The sequence below is a fragment of the Streptomyces sp. HUAS ZL42 genome, assembly GCF_040782645.1.
Taxonomy (GTDB): domain Bacteria; phylum Actinomycetota; class Actinomycetes; order Streptomycetales; family Streptomycetaceae; genus Streptomyces.
In genome coordinates, this window is sequence record NZ_CP160403.1 from 270630 (window position 1) to 287483 (window position 16854).

Here is a 16854-nt window from a genome sequence, read left to right on the forward strand (position 1 = left end):
GAGGCCGCCGCGCAAGAAAGCATCGGGACCGTGCTGGACACAACGATGACGACGTTGCTCGTCGCGTCACGCGGCAGCAACATGGGCTACTGCGGTAGTGAGCCCAACCCTGGTCGCGGTGGGTCTGGGCAAGCCCGTGGACTCTGTCGGCTGCGACACCACAGAGCGCGTGCCGCTGAGCCTGAATGTCAGGCTCAGCATGGACGAGCGGGTGACCGGGCTGAAGATCAAAAGCAGTCACCCGTTCGGGCTTGTCGCGGACCGCGCCATCCGAACCATTCGCAAGCCTCACCTTCCACGCGACCGCGGGGCCGGCTCGGGGCCAATTGACGCATCGCAGGAGAAGGACGCTCTCCACGCAGAAGGAAGTGCACCGTGAAAACTGCTGACACGATCCGGGTGGCAGGAACCTCCCTCCACGTGGACGACACCGGCGAGGAGTCCCTGGAGCCGGTCGTCTGTCTCCATTCACTCTTCTTGGACAACCGCATGTTCGACAGCTTCGTCGAAGAGGCGACAGGCGCCTTTCGGCTGATCCGCCCGGACTTCCGCGGCCAGGGCCGAAGCGCCGGGACCGACCGCGACGTGGTCACGATGGAGCAGTGCGCCGGTGACATCGCGGCTCTTCTGGATCGACTGGAGGTTTCCCGGGCCCAGCTGCTGGTCTCCTCCATGGGCGGAGACGTCGGGGTGCGCCTTGCCGCATACCGTCCTGACCTCGTGAAGTCGATGATCTTCCTTGGTTCCTCAGCACGGTCTGAACCGGCCGACAAGGTCGACGCTTACATGACGTGGATCGACGACGTCGTCCAGAACGGCTTCACGGGAGAACGGCTCGAGTTCCTGGTGCATGTCATGTTCGGAGAGTCGACGCGTGCCTCGAGCCGTATGAAGGAGACGGTCGGGCTCTGGACGGATCGCCTGGCCCAGCTTCCCCCCAGCCTGAGGCCGGCCATGGCCGGTGTTGCTTTGCGCGGGGATGCCACGGGCCTGCTGCCTGACGTACGAGTACCGACCTTGGTCATCAGTGGTGAAGAGTGTCCGGTGCGGCCGCCGGAGTGGGCTGAGGAATTCGCGAATGGACTTCCCGCCTCGGAATTGGTGATGGTACCCGGCGTCGGTCACAGCCCTCTGCTGGAACGGCCGGACCTCGTGATCCCGAAGGTACTGGACTTCCTCCAGGCACAGCGCTGAGTCAATTTCGGTACTGCACCTGGGCGGTTGCACTCTGGACGCCGAATCGGGCAGCGGGTGTGGTCGCGTTCGGCAGCTACTGGTGATGAGGCACCGGGAAGCGGTAACCGACCCGGACCGCAAAGGAACGAGGGGCCTCAAGTCGGCCTGGTTCGCTGCCAGGTCCCAAGAAGACGAACCAGAAAGGTGATCTCCATGACGAAAGAGATCCACACTGCCGTCGGCCCGATAAGGCCGGAAGATCTTGGCAGGACGCTCGTTCACGAGCACGTCTTCGTGCTCGGCGAGGAATACCGCAACAACTACCAGACGGACTGGGACGAGGAACAGAAGGTCAGAGAAGCAGTCCGAGACCTGCGCGAGCTCAAGAGCCTGGGGATCGACACAATCCTCGACCCCACGGTCCTCGGCCTGGGCCGCTATGTCCCGCGCATCCAGCGGATCGCGGAACAGATCGACCTCAACATCGTCGTGGCAACCGGGCTTTACACGTTCAACGACGTACCACACCAGTTCCACTATCAGGGCCCGGGCCTCATGTTCGACAGGCCCGAGCTCCTGACAGAGCTCTTCGTCAAGGACATCACCTCCGGCATCGCCGACACCGGCGTCCGCGCGGCATTCCTCAAGTGCGCCATAGACGAGCCGGGGCTGACACCGGGAGTCGAACGCGCCATGCGTGCGGTTGGGCAGGCGAGCGTCGCGACCGGAGCCCCGATCACCGTGCACACGCATGCGGCAACCCAAACCGGCCTGGTGGCGCAAGCCGTACTGGAGAAGGAAGGCGTCGACCTGTCGAAGGTAATCGTCGGTCATTCCGGGGATTCCGACGACCTCGACTACCTCAGCCGACTGGCGGAACGCGGCTCCCTGCTGGGCATGGACCGGTTCGGCCTCGACCCGTTCCTGCCCTTCGCCCGACGCGTCGACGTCATCGTCGAACTCGTGCGTCGCGGCTTCGCCGAAAGCATCGTGATCTCCCACGATGCCTCCTGCTTCATCGACTTCTGCGATCCCACAGCCAAACGGGAGATGCTGCCCAACTGGAACTACCGCCACATCAGCGAAGACGTCATCCCCGCCCTCCTGGAACGAGGACTGAACGAACACGACATCGACACCATCCTCGTCACGAACCCCCGGCGCTACCTGGCTGGCTGAGCGAGCCTCAGGCACTCAGCTGCGGGCGCTTGAGGAACCGCCCGGGCAACGTCGTCCTTGTCGGCCATCACCTCCGCACTCGACTGTGCCTACGGAGCTCCTCGCACCTCAAACGTAGCGCGCCGGCCACCGCAGGCCCGCTGCGGAGAGGCCCCAATCACAGAACGGACGGCCAGACCATGCTTGTTGCCCATCGCGACCTCGGAGGTCGCACGGATCCTGTGCTGATCGCCTCCTGGCCGCTTGTCCATGGGGCTCTCTCGGCCGCCCGGGCGCGGCGACTTGCGGCCGGACAGCTGATCGACTGGGAACTGTCCAGTCTGATCGACACTGCGCAACTACTGATCAGCGAGGCGGTCACCAATGCCATTCGTCACGCTCCGGGCCCGATCCGGCTCAGTCTCCGTAGGTACGCCACCGCTCTGCGGTGTGAAGTCGAGGACGCCAGTGCACAGACGCCACAGCGCAACGTGGTTGGAGACGATGCCGAGGGCGGCCGTGGTCTGGCACTGCTCGACGCGCTCGCCGACTCCTGGGGAAGCCACCAGACCCCGGGCGGCAAGAGCGTCTGGTTTGAGCTTCCGCTGGCCCCGCACGCCCCGGCGGAGGCCGAACTCCGACGGACCAGCCGAGGATTCACGGTGCGTGCTCGCGAGCAGGCAGGGGCCGCATATCGCCGATCTCGCGGGTGTTGCTGAAGCCGTCCACGCGGAAGAGAGAGACATCATGTCGTGCTGCCAACAGTATGACCCGACGACGAGTGCGCACGAGCATCACCGTCAGACCACAAACGACGGCCACACACGCGACTTCAATCTGAGTCGCGGAACCAGTCGGATGAGTATGCATGCAGTTGCGTTCCGGCACGCACGATCAGCATCTTGAGGCCGACGCTCTCGACTCGTTGTGCACTTGTTGCAAGTGACCGAAAGCATTTCGGTTCTGTACACGGCCTGACAGGGCCCCCTGATAAAGGAGAATTTCATTATGGCCATCACTCTGGTGAACCCGGCAGGACTTCCGAAGATCGATGTATACCGGCAGGTCTCGGTTGGAACTGGCTCGAAGCTGGTCTTCATCGCAGGGCAGGTCGCCTTCGATGCCGACGGAGCCACTGTCGGCGAGGGCGATCTCGCCGCACAGGTTGAGCAGAGTTACCTCAACATCGGCACCGCCCTGGCCGAGGTCGGCGCTTCCTTCGAGGACGTGGCCAAGCTGACCGTCTACGTCGTCGACTGGACCCCTGAGAAGATGCCCCTGTTCCTCGAAGGAGTCGCCCGGGCGTCCACGAAGCTCGGGGTTACCCCACTCGCTCCTGGCACACTGATCGGCGTCGCAGCGCTGGCCTCGCCCGACTATCTGGTCGAGGTGGAAGCCGCCGCGATCATCGACTGAGCAGTACTCTCCCCGCACTGGCCGCCGACGTGGCCGACGACTGCGCCCAGTGACCCAGGTGAAGGCGCGTAGGAAGGTGCCCGGCGTGGGCGGCGCCCGCACCCCGGCAAACCCCTTCTCCATCGAGCCGTGCCGCAGCACGTCGCGGTCGTCGATGCTGTCCACGCCCGCGACAATGCCCGCGACCAGCGACAGCGCCTTCGCGTCCACAGCTGATCCGGCACCGTTGCCGGCACCGGTCAGCGGACCTTCGCACCGACCCTGGCCCGTCCGACCGCACCGCTCGGCGAGCCGGACAACGGTGGCGAGCCCGCCGCACACGAGACCGGACACTTCATCGGCTGTTAGGAGGTCGCCGCTGAAGTATGGGAGGTCTTCTCTCCGAGGCGAGGCAGGCCGTGACGGCCTGCCTCGCCACCCGCCGTGTCCTCGGCCACTGCGGTGCTCTTCGTCAGGTAGGCACCGTCCAGCTCAAGGCGCGGCTGCCACCACCCGAGACACGCTCAGTGTGGCGGGTCGACGGTCGGGACGAGTGCTGCGAGGGGGACCGGGAAGAGCTGCGCAGGGCATGCAGCATCTTGGAGCCCTCTCTGTGGAGGGAGCTCCATCCAGTTCGCGGCCCCGACCGGGGTCGTACAGCCTGGTCGTCCAGAAGTCGGGGTCGGCCGTGCTCTCGGAGCTGGAAGACGACGGGTACGTCCACCGAGCCCTGCGCGACGGCGCCTGCGGCTTCCCCCGGAACACCAGCAGTCCGTGCTGTAGGCACGCGAGACGGACGTAGTGCGGCTGGTGGCCACCGGGCTCACCAACGCGGAGATCGCCGCCGAACTGTCCATCTCCGTGGGCACAGTCGAGACCCACCTCGGCAACGTCACACCAAACTCCCCGCCCGGAACCGCGTCGAGATCGCCGCGTGGGCCTGGAGGTCGGGCCTTGTCGACCGGTGACCCGTAGCTCGTGTCCGAGTCACCGAGAGCGTCCGGCCGGACGAGTGTGGCGTGCCGCTGCTCGGAACGTTGCATGCGGTGTGCGCGCTGCTCCCTGAGCTGGAGGCCCGCCCGTGACCGGTAGAACTGGTGACGCGTTCCAGTGCTTCCACGGCTGGTGGGAGGCCCGTTGCCGAGACCGGATTGCCGAACTCCACACGAACGACTCGGTGTTCCACTTGCACTCGGGACAGTCTCCTGCGCGGGGCGGGCGGCGATCCGTGAGCCGACTGCCACTCCCGACCTGGTCTTCATCAAGCTCGTAGCCCTCGTCGGCGGCTGAGAGACCGGCCCTTCTCAGCCGCCGACGAGGCCGTCCGCGTTACAGGTGGCGGTGACCGGGCACCGTAGCGCTCATACGACCATGGACAGAGTGCTTGGCGAGGCCGCCGTCGGAGCCGCCCGCACCGACGCGCCACCCTCTACGTCATCCTGGACAACCTGTCAGCCCACGAAGGCGCCGACATCCGCCGCTGGGCGAAGAAGAACAAGGACGAGTTGTGCTTCACCCCGACCTACGCCTCCTGGGCGTACCCCATCGAAGCGCACTTCGGACCGCTGAGGCAGTTCACCATCGCCAACTCGAACTCTCCGAACCACACCGTGCAGACCCCTGCCCCGCACGCCTACCTGCGCTGACGCAACGCTAACGCCCGCCACCCCCATGTCCTGGCCGCCGACCGCAAGGAACGCGCCCGCATCCGCAGCGAGAAGGGCATCCGCTGGGGCGGACGCCCGCTCGCCGCCGCGGCCTGAACAACCCGGCGAACCTACGCCGCGGCCGCACAAAGGCCCTCGCCGCCGTCGCCCGTTCCGAGTGATCGCCCTGGCACATGATCAACAACCCTGATGCCGTACCGAGACCTCGGCTCCGACTGCACCAGCGCCTCATCGACCCTGCCCGCCGGACCCGCGACGTGGTCCGCCAACTCAAGGCCCTCGGTCACGACGTCACCCTCGCTCCCGCCAGCTGAGCGGCGACTTCCCTCAAGCTCTGGCCAACGAACGCGTCGGCATGCGCGTGACCTGGGAATGTTCCATTCAGCTTCTCATCGCTCGGGCGACTTCACCCACGGACTCACACTTCCGCGGTCGAGCAGGAAGCGCCATCGTCTCGCGACGCGGAGATCAGCGAGCCTTGTTGCGGGCGGACTCGAACACCGTCAGTGGATCTCCTTCACAGCGCCAGGGCCAACTGGTGACCCTTCCTCCGACGGCTTCGAAAACGGGTGCGGCTCCTCGTAGCCTGCCAGCGGCAGTCAGCGCATAGGCGAGAAGGTTGAGATCCGAAACGGCCGCCGCATGAGAGAAAAACGCCAGACGTGGCCAGGTGGCTTGCGCCCGGTCCAGAAACTGTGCCGTCTGCGGGCTGCCCCACTGGTCGCGCGCAAGAAGAGCCTCCGCTCCACCGCGTGCCTTTGCGGAGTGATACCGCATAAGGTGGACTTCGAGCTCGACGGCAGCACAGGGGGCGTTCGGTGGCATCCGCGTAAGTTCAGAGTCGGCGAACTCGATTGCTCGGCTGAGGGAACCTGATTCCTGCGGACCGAGGTAGTGCAGCATGCTGAGATGCGCCTCGCGATGCCACCTATCCCGCGCCACGATCTCATCCCAGATCGCAAAGACCTCGCGGCGGTGTGCACGCATCAGCCGTGCGATGCCCAGCATCGCCACCCAGGGCGAGGGGTTCTGCGGGTCGAGATCCGCCGCCAGATGACATCTGCGCCACGTCGCTGACCCGTCTGTCAGAGCTCCACTGCTGCGGCCGTGTTCGAGTTCGGCCAGGGAGTAAAGGACCAAAGCGTTGACGTTTTGCGGTTCCCGCTTCACCCAGGCTGCAGGAAGGTGCGACTCCGACAGGAAACCGGCGAGGACGGAGAGACGGTGTGTCCTGCGGTCGAAGTTCTGCGGATCCTGATCCAGAACCTGAGCTATCTGAGCTACAGCAATGTCCGTCGCCCCAGCTGGGCTCGATCTCTTGGTGGAACGCAGACGCTTCAGGAGTCTGCCCAGTTCAACGTCGTCGAGTTCCGGGGCTAGGCGCGGAGTTTTCCCGCGGGTTGAGAAGAGTGGCATGCATGCATGCTAGTAGCCTCCCCCCTACCAACACTTCGCCAACATTTCACAATTAATGTGACCTCCGCCGGTGTCCGGAACGATGGCCAAGCACCGCCTGGCTCGGCGCGACGGTGTCGACGACGTCGAATTACAGGGCGCGACATGCCCGAGGCTGGACGCGGACCGCACCAGCCGGCGGCTCAAGCGGATCTTGCTGGGGCCAGGGGCAGTCACCGAACGTCACCTGCGCCGATCCTGCCCATCGCAGCACAGTCACCATGTGGAGGGAAAGTGGAGAATCGAGTCTGGGACACTGATACCACGACTGATCCGGGGAGCGATCCGGATCCCAGCGGTGTGACTTCGCTGCGATCCGGGGTCCTGACAGCCCGGCAGGTGGTCTTCTTCGTGATCGCAGCCGCGGCACCGCTGGGATTTTCGGTGGGCGCGATTCCCCTGGCGATCGGACGCGGAGGAATCGGCACTGCGGGCATGCTTCTGATCTGTGGAGCCATCTTCGCTGTCTTCTCAGCGGGATATGTCGCGATGGCTCGCCATATCCGCAAGGTCGGCGGCCTGTATCTGTTTGTCACGGAAGGACTGGGGCGGCCACTGGGGGTGGGAGCGGCCTTTCTCGCGGTGTTGTCCTATGCCGTGGCTTCAATCGGTTCGGTTGGCGCGTTCGCGGTTTTCGCACAGCACGCGGTACAGAACCTACTGCACTGGAACACACCGTGGGAGTTGTGGGCCTTCGTGGCCGTTGCCTCGATGGCGCTGCTCGGGCTTCTGGGCGTCGACCTCAACGCCCGTGTGCTGGGCATCGTCGTCACGTGCGAGATCGCAATTCTGCTGGTCCTCGCTCTGGTTGTGACGATGAGCGGTGGAGCCGACGGACTGTCGGCCACGGCATTCTCCCCACACGAAGTGTTCGGAAGACAGCCGGGACCGATGATGGCGATCGCGATCACGGCGTTTGCCGGCTTCGAGGCGACGGTACTGTACGCCGAGGAGGTCCGAGACGGTCATCGCACCATCCGTCGGGCAACCTACGGGGCGATCAGCGTCATGATGTTTCTCTACGCGTTCGTCTGCTGGGCAGTGGTCCAGGCCTTCGGTGACGCCGGTGCGGTGGTGCAGGCGAACGCCGACCCGACCAACATGTTCTTCACTGCCACACACAGCTTCGTCGGGATCTGGGCGGCGCAGGTGTTGAATGTTGTCGTCGTCACCAGCTGGTTCGCCGCGATCCTCGCCTTCCACAACGCTGCATCGCGCTATCTCTTCGCCATGGGGCGTGACCGCGTGCTATCGCCGATGTTCGGCAGAGTGCAGCAGCGTACCGGGTCACCATGGGCTGCCAGTGCCGGGCTTTCGATCTGCACGCTGCTGGTTGTGACGATCTTCGCCGTCGCTCACCTGGATCCGTACCTGGACTTGTTCGTTCTCTGCACCACGCCAGGGGTGATTGGCCTCCCGGTTCTGACATGCCTTGCCTCGGTGGCGGTGTTTGCCTACTTCCTACGCAACAGGCGTGGCCTCCCGGCCTGGCAGGTTTGGTTCTGCCCCCTTCTCGCCGCTGCCGCCCTCGCCTTCGTCACCTGGCTCATCATCGACCAGCTCGATCTGTTCACCGGACGCTCTGGGATAGTCAACATCATTTTGCCGCTCGTCGTCCCAGCAGCGGTTCTCTTCGGATGCGCCCGCGCGGTTTGGCTGCGACAGCGACAGCCGGACGCGTACGAGCGACTCGCATCGTGAACACGGTTCGGCGGTTGCTCCCCGACGGGGAGAGTCCGTCTGGCCCGTGACGGGCGAAGCCGACCGTTGGCCTTCGGTCACGGTCGGCACCCGCAAAGACCCTTGGTTGTAGATCTGTGTATTGGGGTCCCGGGGCCGACCGCCGCGCGTGCCGTGCTTCAGACGGTTGCGGACCCGGTCGGCCCGCACGCGGTTCGGGCGCAGATCCCGATCAGCGTGCGGGTTCGGTCCTCGACCAATCGGAACGATGCTCGGTCATCGTGCTGTTCGATACCTGCCGTAGGCTGCGTCATCTCTTTTTGCCCTTGGGCGTCCCTTGCGACGGTGGCCTCCAGACCTGGCTTTGGCTGGCCGAGGAGCTGGCTCGTGAGTCGCTCGAGCCTGGGTGGGCAGCGGGAACCACGGCCTGGACCTGGACATTGATCGACAACTCTGCGGGGGGGGTCCAGGCGGTCGAGCCTGACCAGGACGAAGGGGACGGGGACGGGGGACTCACCGGGCTTGACGGATCCAGCTGGGCGGCAGCCGCTGCGTCGTTCAATCCGGCCTCGGGCCGCCCACGCCCCTCTGACCCGACACTGGGCGACGCCTCAGTGGACGGCGCCGACTGGCCCGTCCTATAGGAGCGTTCCAGCGCTTGCTCAAGGTGCTGCATGAGGAATTCATTGTGAGACGCCGAGTCCGTTTTCTGCATTCCCCCCGTTGCTGTTTGCGCGTTGGACGCCCCGTTCTCCGTCAGGGCGACTTCGGCCATAGACGGGTCGATCTCACTGCCCGGCCCCTCCCTCATGGTGGGTCCAATCCCATCGGTCTGCACCGACTGATCTTTCCCCAAGGGCCCTTGCTCCTCCTGTGCCCCGCGTTCAAAGCGCTCCTCAACGGTGGGGCCCGTCGTTGAGTCGGACTGTTGCGCGGCGGACTTCTGCAGTTCCCTCTCGTACGCGTTGCCGGCGTAATCTCCGGCTACCGGCAGCAAGCCTTTGTCGTACGCCCACCGCAGAGCGCTACTTTTCCTGATCTCGCGCAGAACGGCGTCCTCGAAGGCCTCGCGGTCCTCCTTCGAAAAGGCACCGATGTGGGATTCAAGCTTGCTGAGCTTCTCTTCCCTCTCCCTCTCGCGTGAGGAGTCCCTGTTCGCCGACCTCTCGGAGGCGTACGGCATCTGCTGCTCGGGTTTCGTCGACCCGCCGCGCGCCCACCCGTGTCCGACCGGATCGGGGCCGCCGGTCCCGAACCCATCGGCATCGGAGGCGTACGGCATCTGCTGCTCGGGTTTCGTCGACCCGCCGCGCGCCGACCCGTATACGACCGAACCGGGGCCGCTGGTCTCGAACCCAGACGAGGTGTCTTTGCCACGCGACCTCGATCGCCGCCACCAGGCCCTGAAACGACGAAACAGGTCCAGCGTTCTCTGCCACCTGCTGCGTTCCGTCCCGAGCAGCTCTCGCGCCAGTTTCCCCGGCGCGGTCAGCCGGTTCCGGCTGCCCTGGGGACTCGGGTTGGCATCGGCCATGGTGCCCCTTTTCATGGTCGGACGTGCTGACGTGTAGGACAACGGGCCGCCGGGACGAACGGTTCAACGCCCGGCGCTCCCCTCGTCGCCCGCATGCGCCGTGTCAGCGGATCCACTGCACCGGGGGCACGAGGCGGCCGCTTCGGCCGCGTCCGCGATGCGGCCGTGGAAACGACGTGCGGCGAACGGCTGGCCGCACCGCCCGGCCCACCCACCGACAGCGCGCGGGGCACACCGGCAGCAGGAGACGGCGTGCTCACAGGGCAGACGGTGCAGGGCTTCGGCGGTCACGCCGACTCGGTGGCCCGCCGTCGCCCGTCCGGACCGTCGGCGTCCTCGGCGTCCAAGTCGCGCAAGCTCGCGCGCATGTCGTTGGCCTCCGGATGGGCGGCCTCCTCCAGCAGCACGAGCGCCCTGCGCCAGGCGGCGCGGGCCGCGTCGCGGTCGCCTGCGGCCCGGTGCGAGGCTCCGAGGTGCCGCAGGACGTCGGCCTCGAGATAGCGGTCCCCGATCTCCCGGAACAGCCTCAACGACACGTCGAAGCACTCGATGGCCGCGTCGTATCGGCCGAGGTGGTGATGGGCGTAGCCCGTGGTGTCCTGCGTCGAGGCCTCTCCGTAGTCCTCGCCGATCTTCCGGTAGAGGGCGATGCCCTTCTCGCAGTGCTCCAGGGCCCTGTCGTGCTCGCCCATCAGGATGTACGTCCAGGCGACCTGGTTGAGGACGCCGGCCTCACCGCTGAGGTCCTCCTGGGTTTGGTACAGCTCGCGGGCGCGGTCGTAGTGGTCGAGTGCGGTTGTGTGCGCTCCCGTCTTGTTGGCACGGTAGGCGAGGGCGCGATGGGTGTGGGCCTGGCCGTGCGCGTCGCCGGTCTCCTGGAACAACTTCAGTGCGCCCTCTAGGTACTGCAGTGCCTGATCAGTGTGGCTGAGCTGCGCGTGAGCCACGCCCAGCCCGCACAGGGCGTACGCCTGGCCGACCCGGTCACCGACGGCCCGCGCGGCTCTCAGCGCGACGCTGTTGATCTCCATGAGGTCGTGCCAGAAGCCGAGACGGTTGAAGTACACGTCCAGGGCATAGGCGGTGCGCCAGGCGTGGTCGTCGAAGCCGTGGGCGGCGGCGTGCTCCACGATGGCCCGCAGGACGTACCGTTCGGTGCGCAGCCACGAGGTCGCGTTCTTCCGGTCGTCGAACCGAAGGGGCGCGCTGCCCGTCGTGCCCGGCTGCGGGGAGAGGGTCTGGCGGAAAGGGTCGAGGACTGAAGCACAGTTGTGGGCCGTGTGCAGATAGTGGTCGTGCAGTCTCAGCAGCGCCTCACGGCGTTCACTCTCGGTGTCCTCGGTCCTGGCGAGTTCGGCGGCGTAGGCGCACAGCAGGTCGTGGAAGACGAAGCGGCCGGGCTCCCGTTCGGTGAGCAGGTTGGCCCCGGTGAGCTCGGCGAGCAGGGCGCGGGCCCGGCGTGGGGGGACACCGGCCAGGGCCGCCGCCGCGGCGGTGCTGACGTCGGGGCCGGGGTGCAGGGACAGCCTGCGGAACAGTTCCGCCGTCTCGGGCCGCAGCGCGTCGTAGGACCAGGAGAAGACGGCCCGGACGTCGGTGCCGACATCGCCGCCGGCGAACGCGTCCAGGCTGCCGTGGCTCTCCCGCAGTTCCCCAGCGATGTCCGCGAGCCTGAAGCCGGGGTGGTGGGCGGCACGGGCCGCCACGATGGCCAGGGTCAGTGGCAACCGGGCGCACAGGCCGACGATGTCGTCCACGGCATCGGGCTCGGCCTCGATCCGCTCGGCGCCCAGCCGCCGGGCCAGCATCTCACGGGCTTCCCCGGCAGTGGGCAGGCTCAGGGTGAGCGAATGGGCGCTCTGCCCGGCCACCAGGCCGCTCAACCGGCTGCGGCTGGTGACGATGACCAGACAGCCCGAAGTGCCGGGCAGCAGCGGCCGTACCTGTTCGGCGTCCCGGGCGTTGTCCAGCACGATCAGGGCGCGGCGGTCGGCGAGGACGCTGCGATAGAGAGCGGCCTGTGCGTCGAGGCCGTCCGGGACGGAGTGCTGGGCGACCCCGAGCGCGACCAGGAACGCCGTGATCGCGTCGGAGGGGTCGATCACGGAGCCCTTCCGGTCGTATCCGCGCAGGTTCACGTAGAGACTGCCATCGGGGAAGCGGTGCGCGATCCGGTGGGCCCAGTGCACGGCCAGGGTGCTCTTCCCGGCCCCGGCCATCCCGTCGAGGGTGATCACTGTCGTGCGTGACTGCCCCTCGTCGGGCACGAACTCGGCCACACGCTCGAGTTCGGCCAGGCGCCCGGTGAACGTGGGCAGATCCGAGGGAAGTTGGGAGAGACGCACCGTCGTCCTTGCCAGGTGCACGGGCTGTTGAACCCCTGATTCCGGAAGACCGGTCCCGGCACCGGCAGCGTGGATGTCAGCGGCGCCGATGCCGGACCTATAGGCGTCCGTGGCGCCGGTGCCCGCCGCCGGCCCCTGCTTCGTCGGCCGGGCGAGGGACGGGTCCCCGGCCAACAGCCGTGCGTGCACGGCCTGCAGCGACGGGCCCGGTTCGATGCCCAGTTCCTCGACGAGAGTGCGGCGAGTGCTCGCGTAGACCTCCAGTGCCTCGGCCTGCCGCCCACACCGGTACAGGGCGATCAACAGCAGTTCGCACACGTCCTCGTGCAACGGGTGCGCCTCGCGCAGCGCCATCAAGTCCGGCAACACATCCGTATGGTGTCCGAGTTCGAGTTCCGCGCGTATCCAGGACTCCTGGGCGCTCAGCCGCAGCCCCTGCAGGCGTGTGCGCTCGGCCTCGGCGTACGGCCCGGGGATCCCGGCCAGCGGAGTGCCCGGCCAGAGGGCCAACGCAGCACGCAGCAGCCGGGCGGCGGCGGGGTGGTCGCCCGCAGCGCGCCGGTGCTCGGCCCGGTTCACGTGCTCCTCGAACTGATCGAGATCGATGGAGACCGAGTCGGTCCTCAGGACGTATCCGTCCCCGATGGACACCACGAGCCGGGATGGTTCCCCCGGGGCCCGGTCGGGCTCCAGCACCTTGCGCAGGCGCGAGACGTAGGTGCGCAGCACCGAGACCGCCCCGGGGGGAGGATCGGTCCCCCATATGCCGTCGACCAGATCACCGAGGCCCACCAGCCGTCCCCGGCGCATCAGCAACAGCGCGAGAACGGCACGCTGTTGGCGTGATCCGAGCGCCAGCTCCACGTCACCGAGCCAGGCCCGCAGCGGTCCGAGCAGCGAGAAGCGCAGGGAGTGCGCAACCGGGCGGTCTATGGCCTCCACGGTCCGGACCCTAGCGATCGGCACGGGCGGGTGTCAGCCCGGAACCGGCTCGCCCTCAGTCGCGTCGGCACGTCGCCATACGAGGAAACCCGTGGTCAACAGGGTTTTTGACGTTTCACTCAGCCGGGGGAACGTGACGGAACGCACGAATCCGCAACAGGTGCACCGGCGGGCTCGCCGTGCTGTCGCCCTGCGCACCGTGCCCACGGATTCCAGCGCTCCGCTGGAATGGCCGTTGGGAACCGGCGGCAACGGCCCGTGGTCCGGCCCAACGGCACAAGGCGCAAGGTGCAGTTCCTGTCCACCCAGACGGCGACGTGGCGGATCGGGTCTCTCAACGTCCCCTGGACCGACCGGACGCCTCTGAGCCCACAGTGGTTCCGTCCATGTTCATGTCGTTCACACCGTGAACCTGACGGCCTTGAGCCAGAGGGAGTTGTCGAGAGTGCCGCCGAAGATGTGGCTGCCGGGTTCGTCGCACGCCAGGCCGTGCCATCCCTTGGTGTGGACGTAGGCGTTCTGGCAGACCGTGCCCTCGCCGACGTTGATGGCGAAGCCCAGCATGTACGGGGCGTTCTTTTGGGTGCTGCTGATGTAGTTGTCCATGCCGTCGACCACGCGGGGCCAGGGTGCCTTCCACCAACCCTTTTCGTGGAGGTAGGCATTGGCGGCCGTGCCCTTCGTGCCGGAAACCGCGATGTTGAGGGACTTGATCTTCTCGTCCCCCGTCACCGCGCCAGCCGTGGCGCCGTCGCACACCGGTTTCTGCCAGCCACCGTGCTCGAGGTAGGCGCTATAGCAGATGTGCCGCCCTGGTTCGCTGGCGGCCAGCTTCGAGACGGCGATCGCTGCGGTCTCCTGCGCGGGCCTGGTCGACGCCGGTGTCGGTGTCGGTAGGACGGGCGGGGGGTCCGGCGCCGAAGAAGTGGGTGAGGCCGAGGGCGATACCGACGGCGATGCGCTCATGAGCCCGGACGCGGGTGGTGGAGGCGGGGACTGAAGGTGCGCCGGGGACTTGTCCGCGTCGTTGCCCGCGCCGGCGGATTGGTTCTGCCCGTCCCCTGAACCTCCGGTGCCCAGGGCCACCAGCGTGCCGATGACGAGTGCCGCCACGGCGACGCCCACCGTCCCGACGACCAGGGGCCTGTGGAGCAGTCCGGGCCCCTCGTACTCGTCGTCGGACTGGGTCAGTCCCTTTCTGCGGCCCGATTCCCGGTCGGGGTCCGGGCCGAGAGCCGGGGACGGGACCCGCGGCCCCGCGGGCTGCGGCAGCGCGGCCACCTCGTCCTCGTCGTCCTCATCGACGTCGAAGGGCCGGGGTGCTTCGAACGGCCCGGCCGGCTTGGCGTGTTCGTCACGCCGACCGGGTTCGGCGGGCCCGGTCGGTTCCTGCTCGTGATGCTGCCCCAGAAGCCTGCTGGAGCCGTCCGGCGCGACCTCGACGATCGCCACGTAACCCGCGGAAGGATCCGAGATGGCCGCCGTCACGGGGGCGTCCCGGCTGCGTGCGTAGCCGTGCAGCGTGTCGAGGACGGCGACGTCGACCGACTCACCCGGCACCACCGGCACGGGCACACCGTCGATCTCGGCGGAGCCGTCACCGGAGATGATCACAGGCAGGGGGGACGGCCCGTAATCCTCACCGGTCGGCCCCCGCAGGCCCAGTCCCGCCGGTTCCCCGGACAGAGGGCGCGTGTCCCCTGCGGTCGGCCTGGCCACCTCTTCACCCCGGTTCATGCCCATCCCCTTCCTTGCAACGCAGGCCCCGTGGCCTCATGCGGATCCGCCGTGGCCTCGAGCGGTCACCGGCCGGACGTGACGGCAGTCCCGCGCACCGCAACGGACAGCGGAGGGAAACAGTTCAACTCCTCGGCTCCGAGGGTCCACCGGGCACGAGACCCCGAGGCAGCGGTTCCGGCAAGAGCGACGGCAGTGAACCGAATGCGTGCTTCTGCCGTGGTACGCGACGGCGGCGCCCAGGTCCCCCCGTGTCTCAAGGCGCCGCCCGGCCCTGCCGGCCGCGTGACGTCACCGCGGCCGGCAGGTTGACCCGTTCCGCAGGGAGCGATCGCATGCCGACAATGCACAGCAGGACCAGCCGTTCACACGAAGGCACGGCGACGGCCCAGACGACGCGCATGCCTTCTGACACGGCAGCTGTAGTTCCGGTGTCGCCGCTGTTCAGGAGAGTTGTGGGGCGGGTACGGGCATGGGTACGGCCACCGTGATCATGAACGTTTGTAGCGACGTATCAACACGCGGTGGCCGTGGAGGCCTCGATAGCCGAGCAGGCGTGGGCGAAGGCGTTCGGGGCGGCGATGGACGCGATCGCGCGCTGCTTCGCGCGGCGTGAAGCACGCGAGACGGCCCGGCAGTTGACCGCCGGGCTGCTGCTGGAGCTGGATACCCGTAACTGCTGGACGTTGGCGGAGGCGCTCGGGCATCCCGGCCCGCACCGGCTGCAGCACCTGCTCTCCCGCGCGTGTCTCGATCACGACCCGGCTCGCGAGGAGGTGGCCGGGATGGTGATCGACCACCTTGCCGGTCAGGACGTGGTGCTGGTGGTGGACGAAACCGGGGACGCGAAGTCCTCGACCGGCTGTGTGGGGGCGGGGCGGCAGTACTCCGGCGCCCTTGGCCGTGTGGGTCCGTGCCAGGTCGCGGTGCATCTGGCGGCGGTCACGCCGACGATGCGGGTGATCATCGATCGGGCCCTGTATCTCCCGGCCGACTGGGTGGCCGACGATGAGCGGCGCGAGGCGGTCGGCGTCCCGACGAGATCGACTTCGCCACCAAGCCCCAGCAGGCGGCACGGATGGTGGCCGACGCCCTGGAAGCCGGAGTGTCTGCTCGCTGGTTCGCCGCCGACGAGGTGTACTGCGGCCGCGAACTACGAGCACGGTCCGGCAGTTGGGTCTCGGCTATGCCGTCGGCGTCCCGGCAACCCATCCGGTGACCGACGGAGCCGGCCACCGTTGGCAGGCCCGCCAGGTGCTCAACAAGGTCCGCCCCGGGCAGTGGATGCGCCGGCAGACCGGCGACGGGGCCAAGGGCAGACGCGAGTACGACTGGGCCTGGCTGGACATCCGCGCCGACGACACCCCGGGACGGTGCGCAACAGCCGGACGGGATGAGTGTCCTCGTCGCCCGCCGCCACCGCTACACCGGCGAGACCTCCTACTTCCGCTGCTGGGCAACCGGGGGACGTCGCCCTCGGCGCCCTCGTGGAGATCATCTGCCGCCGTTGGAAGATCGAGGAGACGTTCCAGCTCGCGAAGGGCTTCACCGGCCTGGACCAGGGCCAGGTCACCTGCTGGAACTCCTGGATGCGCTGGTCGCTGTTCTCCCTGACCGCCGCCGCCGTCCCTGCGCTGACCCTGCATGCCATGACGCCCAGCACCACCGCAGCGCGAGGCCCGCCCAGCTCGTCCCGCCGGCCTGCCCTGAACTCGTACGCCTCCTGCGCAGCCTCGTTCTGCCGCCCCCCGCCCGCGACCGCGAA

10 protein-coding genes and 2 pseudogenes are annotated in these 16854 nt (G+C 67.5%); 9 read left to right on the top strand and 3 right to left on the bottom strand.

Features of this window, described 5'->3' with window-relative positions; genetic code table 11:
• Positions 1-118 precede the first annotated feature (118 nt).
• The 7 genes and pseudogenes from ABZO29_RS01410 to ABZO29_RS01440 form a co-directional block, all read left to right on the top strand.
• A complete protein-coding gene (locus tag ABZO29_RS01410; protein ID WP_367318283.1) occupies positions 119-379 on the top strand; it encodes a hypothetical protein in 261 nt (86 codons plus the stop codon).
• Positions 376-1194 carry an alpha/beta fold hydrolase gene (locus tag ABZO29_RS01415; protein WP_367318284.1) on the top strand — a complete coding sequence of 273 codons (819 nt, stop codon included), beginning with the start codon at positions 376-378 and terminating at the stop codon, positions 1192-1194. Before ABZO29_RS01410 ends, ABZO29_RS01415 begins: the two co-directional genes overlap by 4 nt.
• A gap of 195 nt (positions 1195-1389) precedes the next feature.
• A complete protein-coding gene (locus ABZO29_RS01420) occupies positions 1390-2355 on the top strand; it encodes a phosphotriesterase (protein WP_367318285.1) in 966 nt (321 codons plus the stop codon).
• Positions 2356-2576: 221 nt separating this feature from the next.
• Positions 2577-3053, top strand: coding sequence for an ATP-binding protein (locus ABZO29_RS01425; protein WP_367318286.1), 477 nt, complete (start codon positions 2577-2579; stop codon positions 3051-3053).
• 289 nt (positions 3054-3342) lie between these two features.
• Positions 3343-3750 carry a RidA family protein gene (locus ABZO29_RS01430; RefSeq protein WP_367318287.1) on the top strand — a complete coding sequence of 136 codons (408 nt, stop codon included), beginning with the start codon at positions 3343-3345 and terminating at the stop codon, positions 3748-3750.
• A 765-nt stretch (positions 3751-4515) separates the two neighbouring features.
• A pseudogene (locus tag ABZO29_RS01435) lies at positions 4516-4697 on the top strand (response regulator transcription factor); the annotation flags it as partial.
• Positions 4698-5096: 399 nt separating this feature from the next.
• Positions 5097-5492, top strand: a pseudogene (locus ABZO29_RS01440) (transposase); the annotation flags it as partial.
• 372 nt (positions 5493-5864) lie between these two features.
• Here the strand turns inward: ABZO29_RS01440 and ABZO29_RS01445 are convergent.
• Positions 5865-6812, bottom strand: a complete 948-nt coding sequence (locus ABZO29_RS01445; protein WP_367318288.1) for a hypothetical protein — start codon at positions 6810-6812, stop codon at positions 5865-5867.
• 273 nt (positions 6813-7085) lie between these two features.
• On the opposite strand from ABZO29_RS01445, the gene ABZO29_RS01450 reads away from it, so the two are divergent.
• The gene (locus tag ABZO29_RS01450; RefSeq protein ID WP_367318289.1) at positions 7086-8552 is read left to right on the top strand and encodes an APC family permease; all 1467 of its coding nucleotides are present in this window, start codon (positions 7086-7088) and stop codon (positions 8550-8552) included.
• Positions 8553-10352: 1800 nt separating this feature from the next.
• Here ABZO29_RS01450 and ABZO29_RS01455 read toward each other — a convergent pair.
• Positions 10353-13352 (bottom strand): BTAD domain-containing putative transcriptional regulator, encoded by a 3000-nt coding sequence (locus ABZO29_RS01455; protein ID WP_367318290.1) that lies wholly within the window; start codon positions 13350-13352, stop codon positions 10353-10355.
• 399 nt (positions 13353-13751) lie between these two features.
• Positions 13752-15089 carry a hypothetical protein gene (locus ABZO29_RS01460; RefSeq protein WP_367318291.1) on the bottom strand — a complete coding sequence of 446 codons (1338 nt, stop codon included), beginning with the start codon at positions 15087-15089 and terminating at the stop codon, positions 13752-13754.
• 524 nt (positions 15090-15613) lie between these two features.
• Here ABZO29_RS01460 and ABZO29_RS01465 point away from each other — a divergent pair.
• The gene (locus tag ABZO29_RS01465) at positions 15614-16486 is read left to right on the top strand and encodes a transposase (protein WP_367318292.1); all 873 of its coding nucleotides are present in this window, start codon (positions 15614-15616) and stop codon (positions 16484-16486) included.
• The last annotated feature ends 368 nt before the right edge of the window (positions 16487-16854 follow it).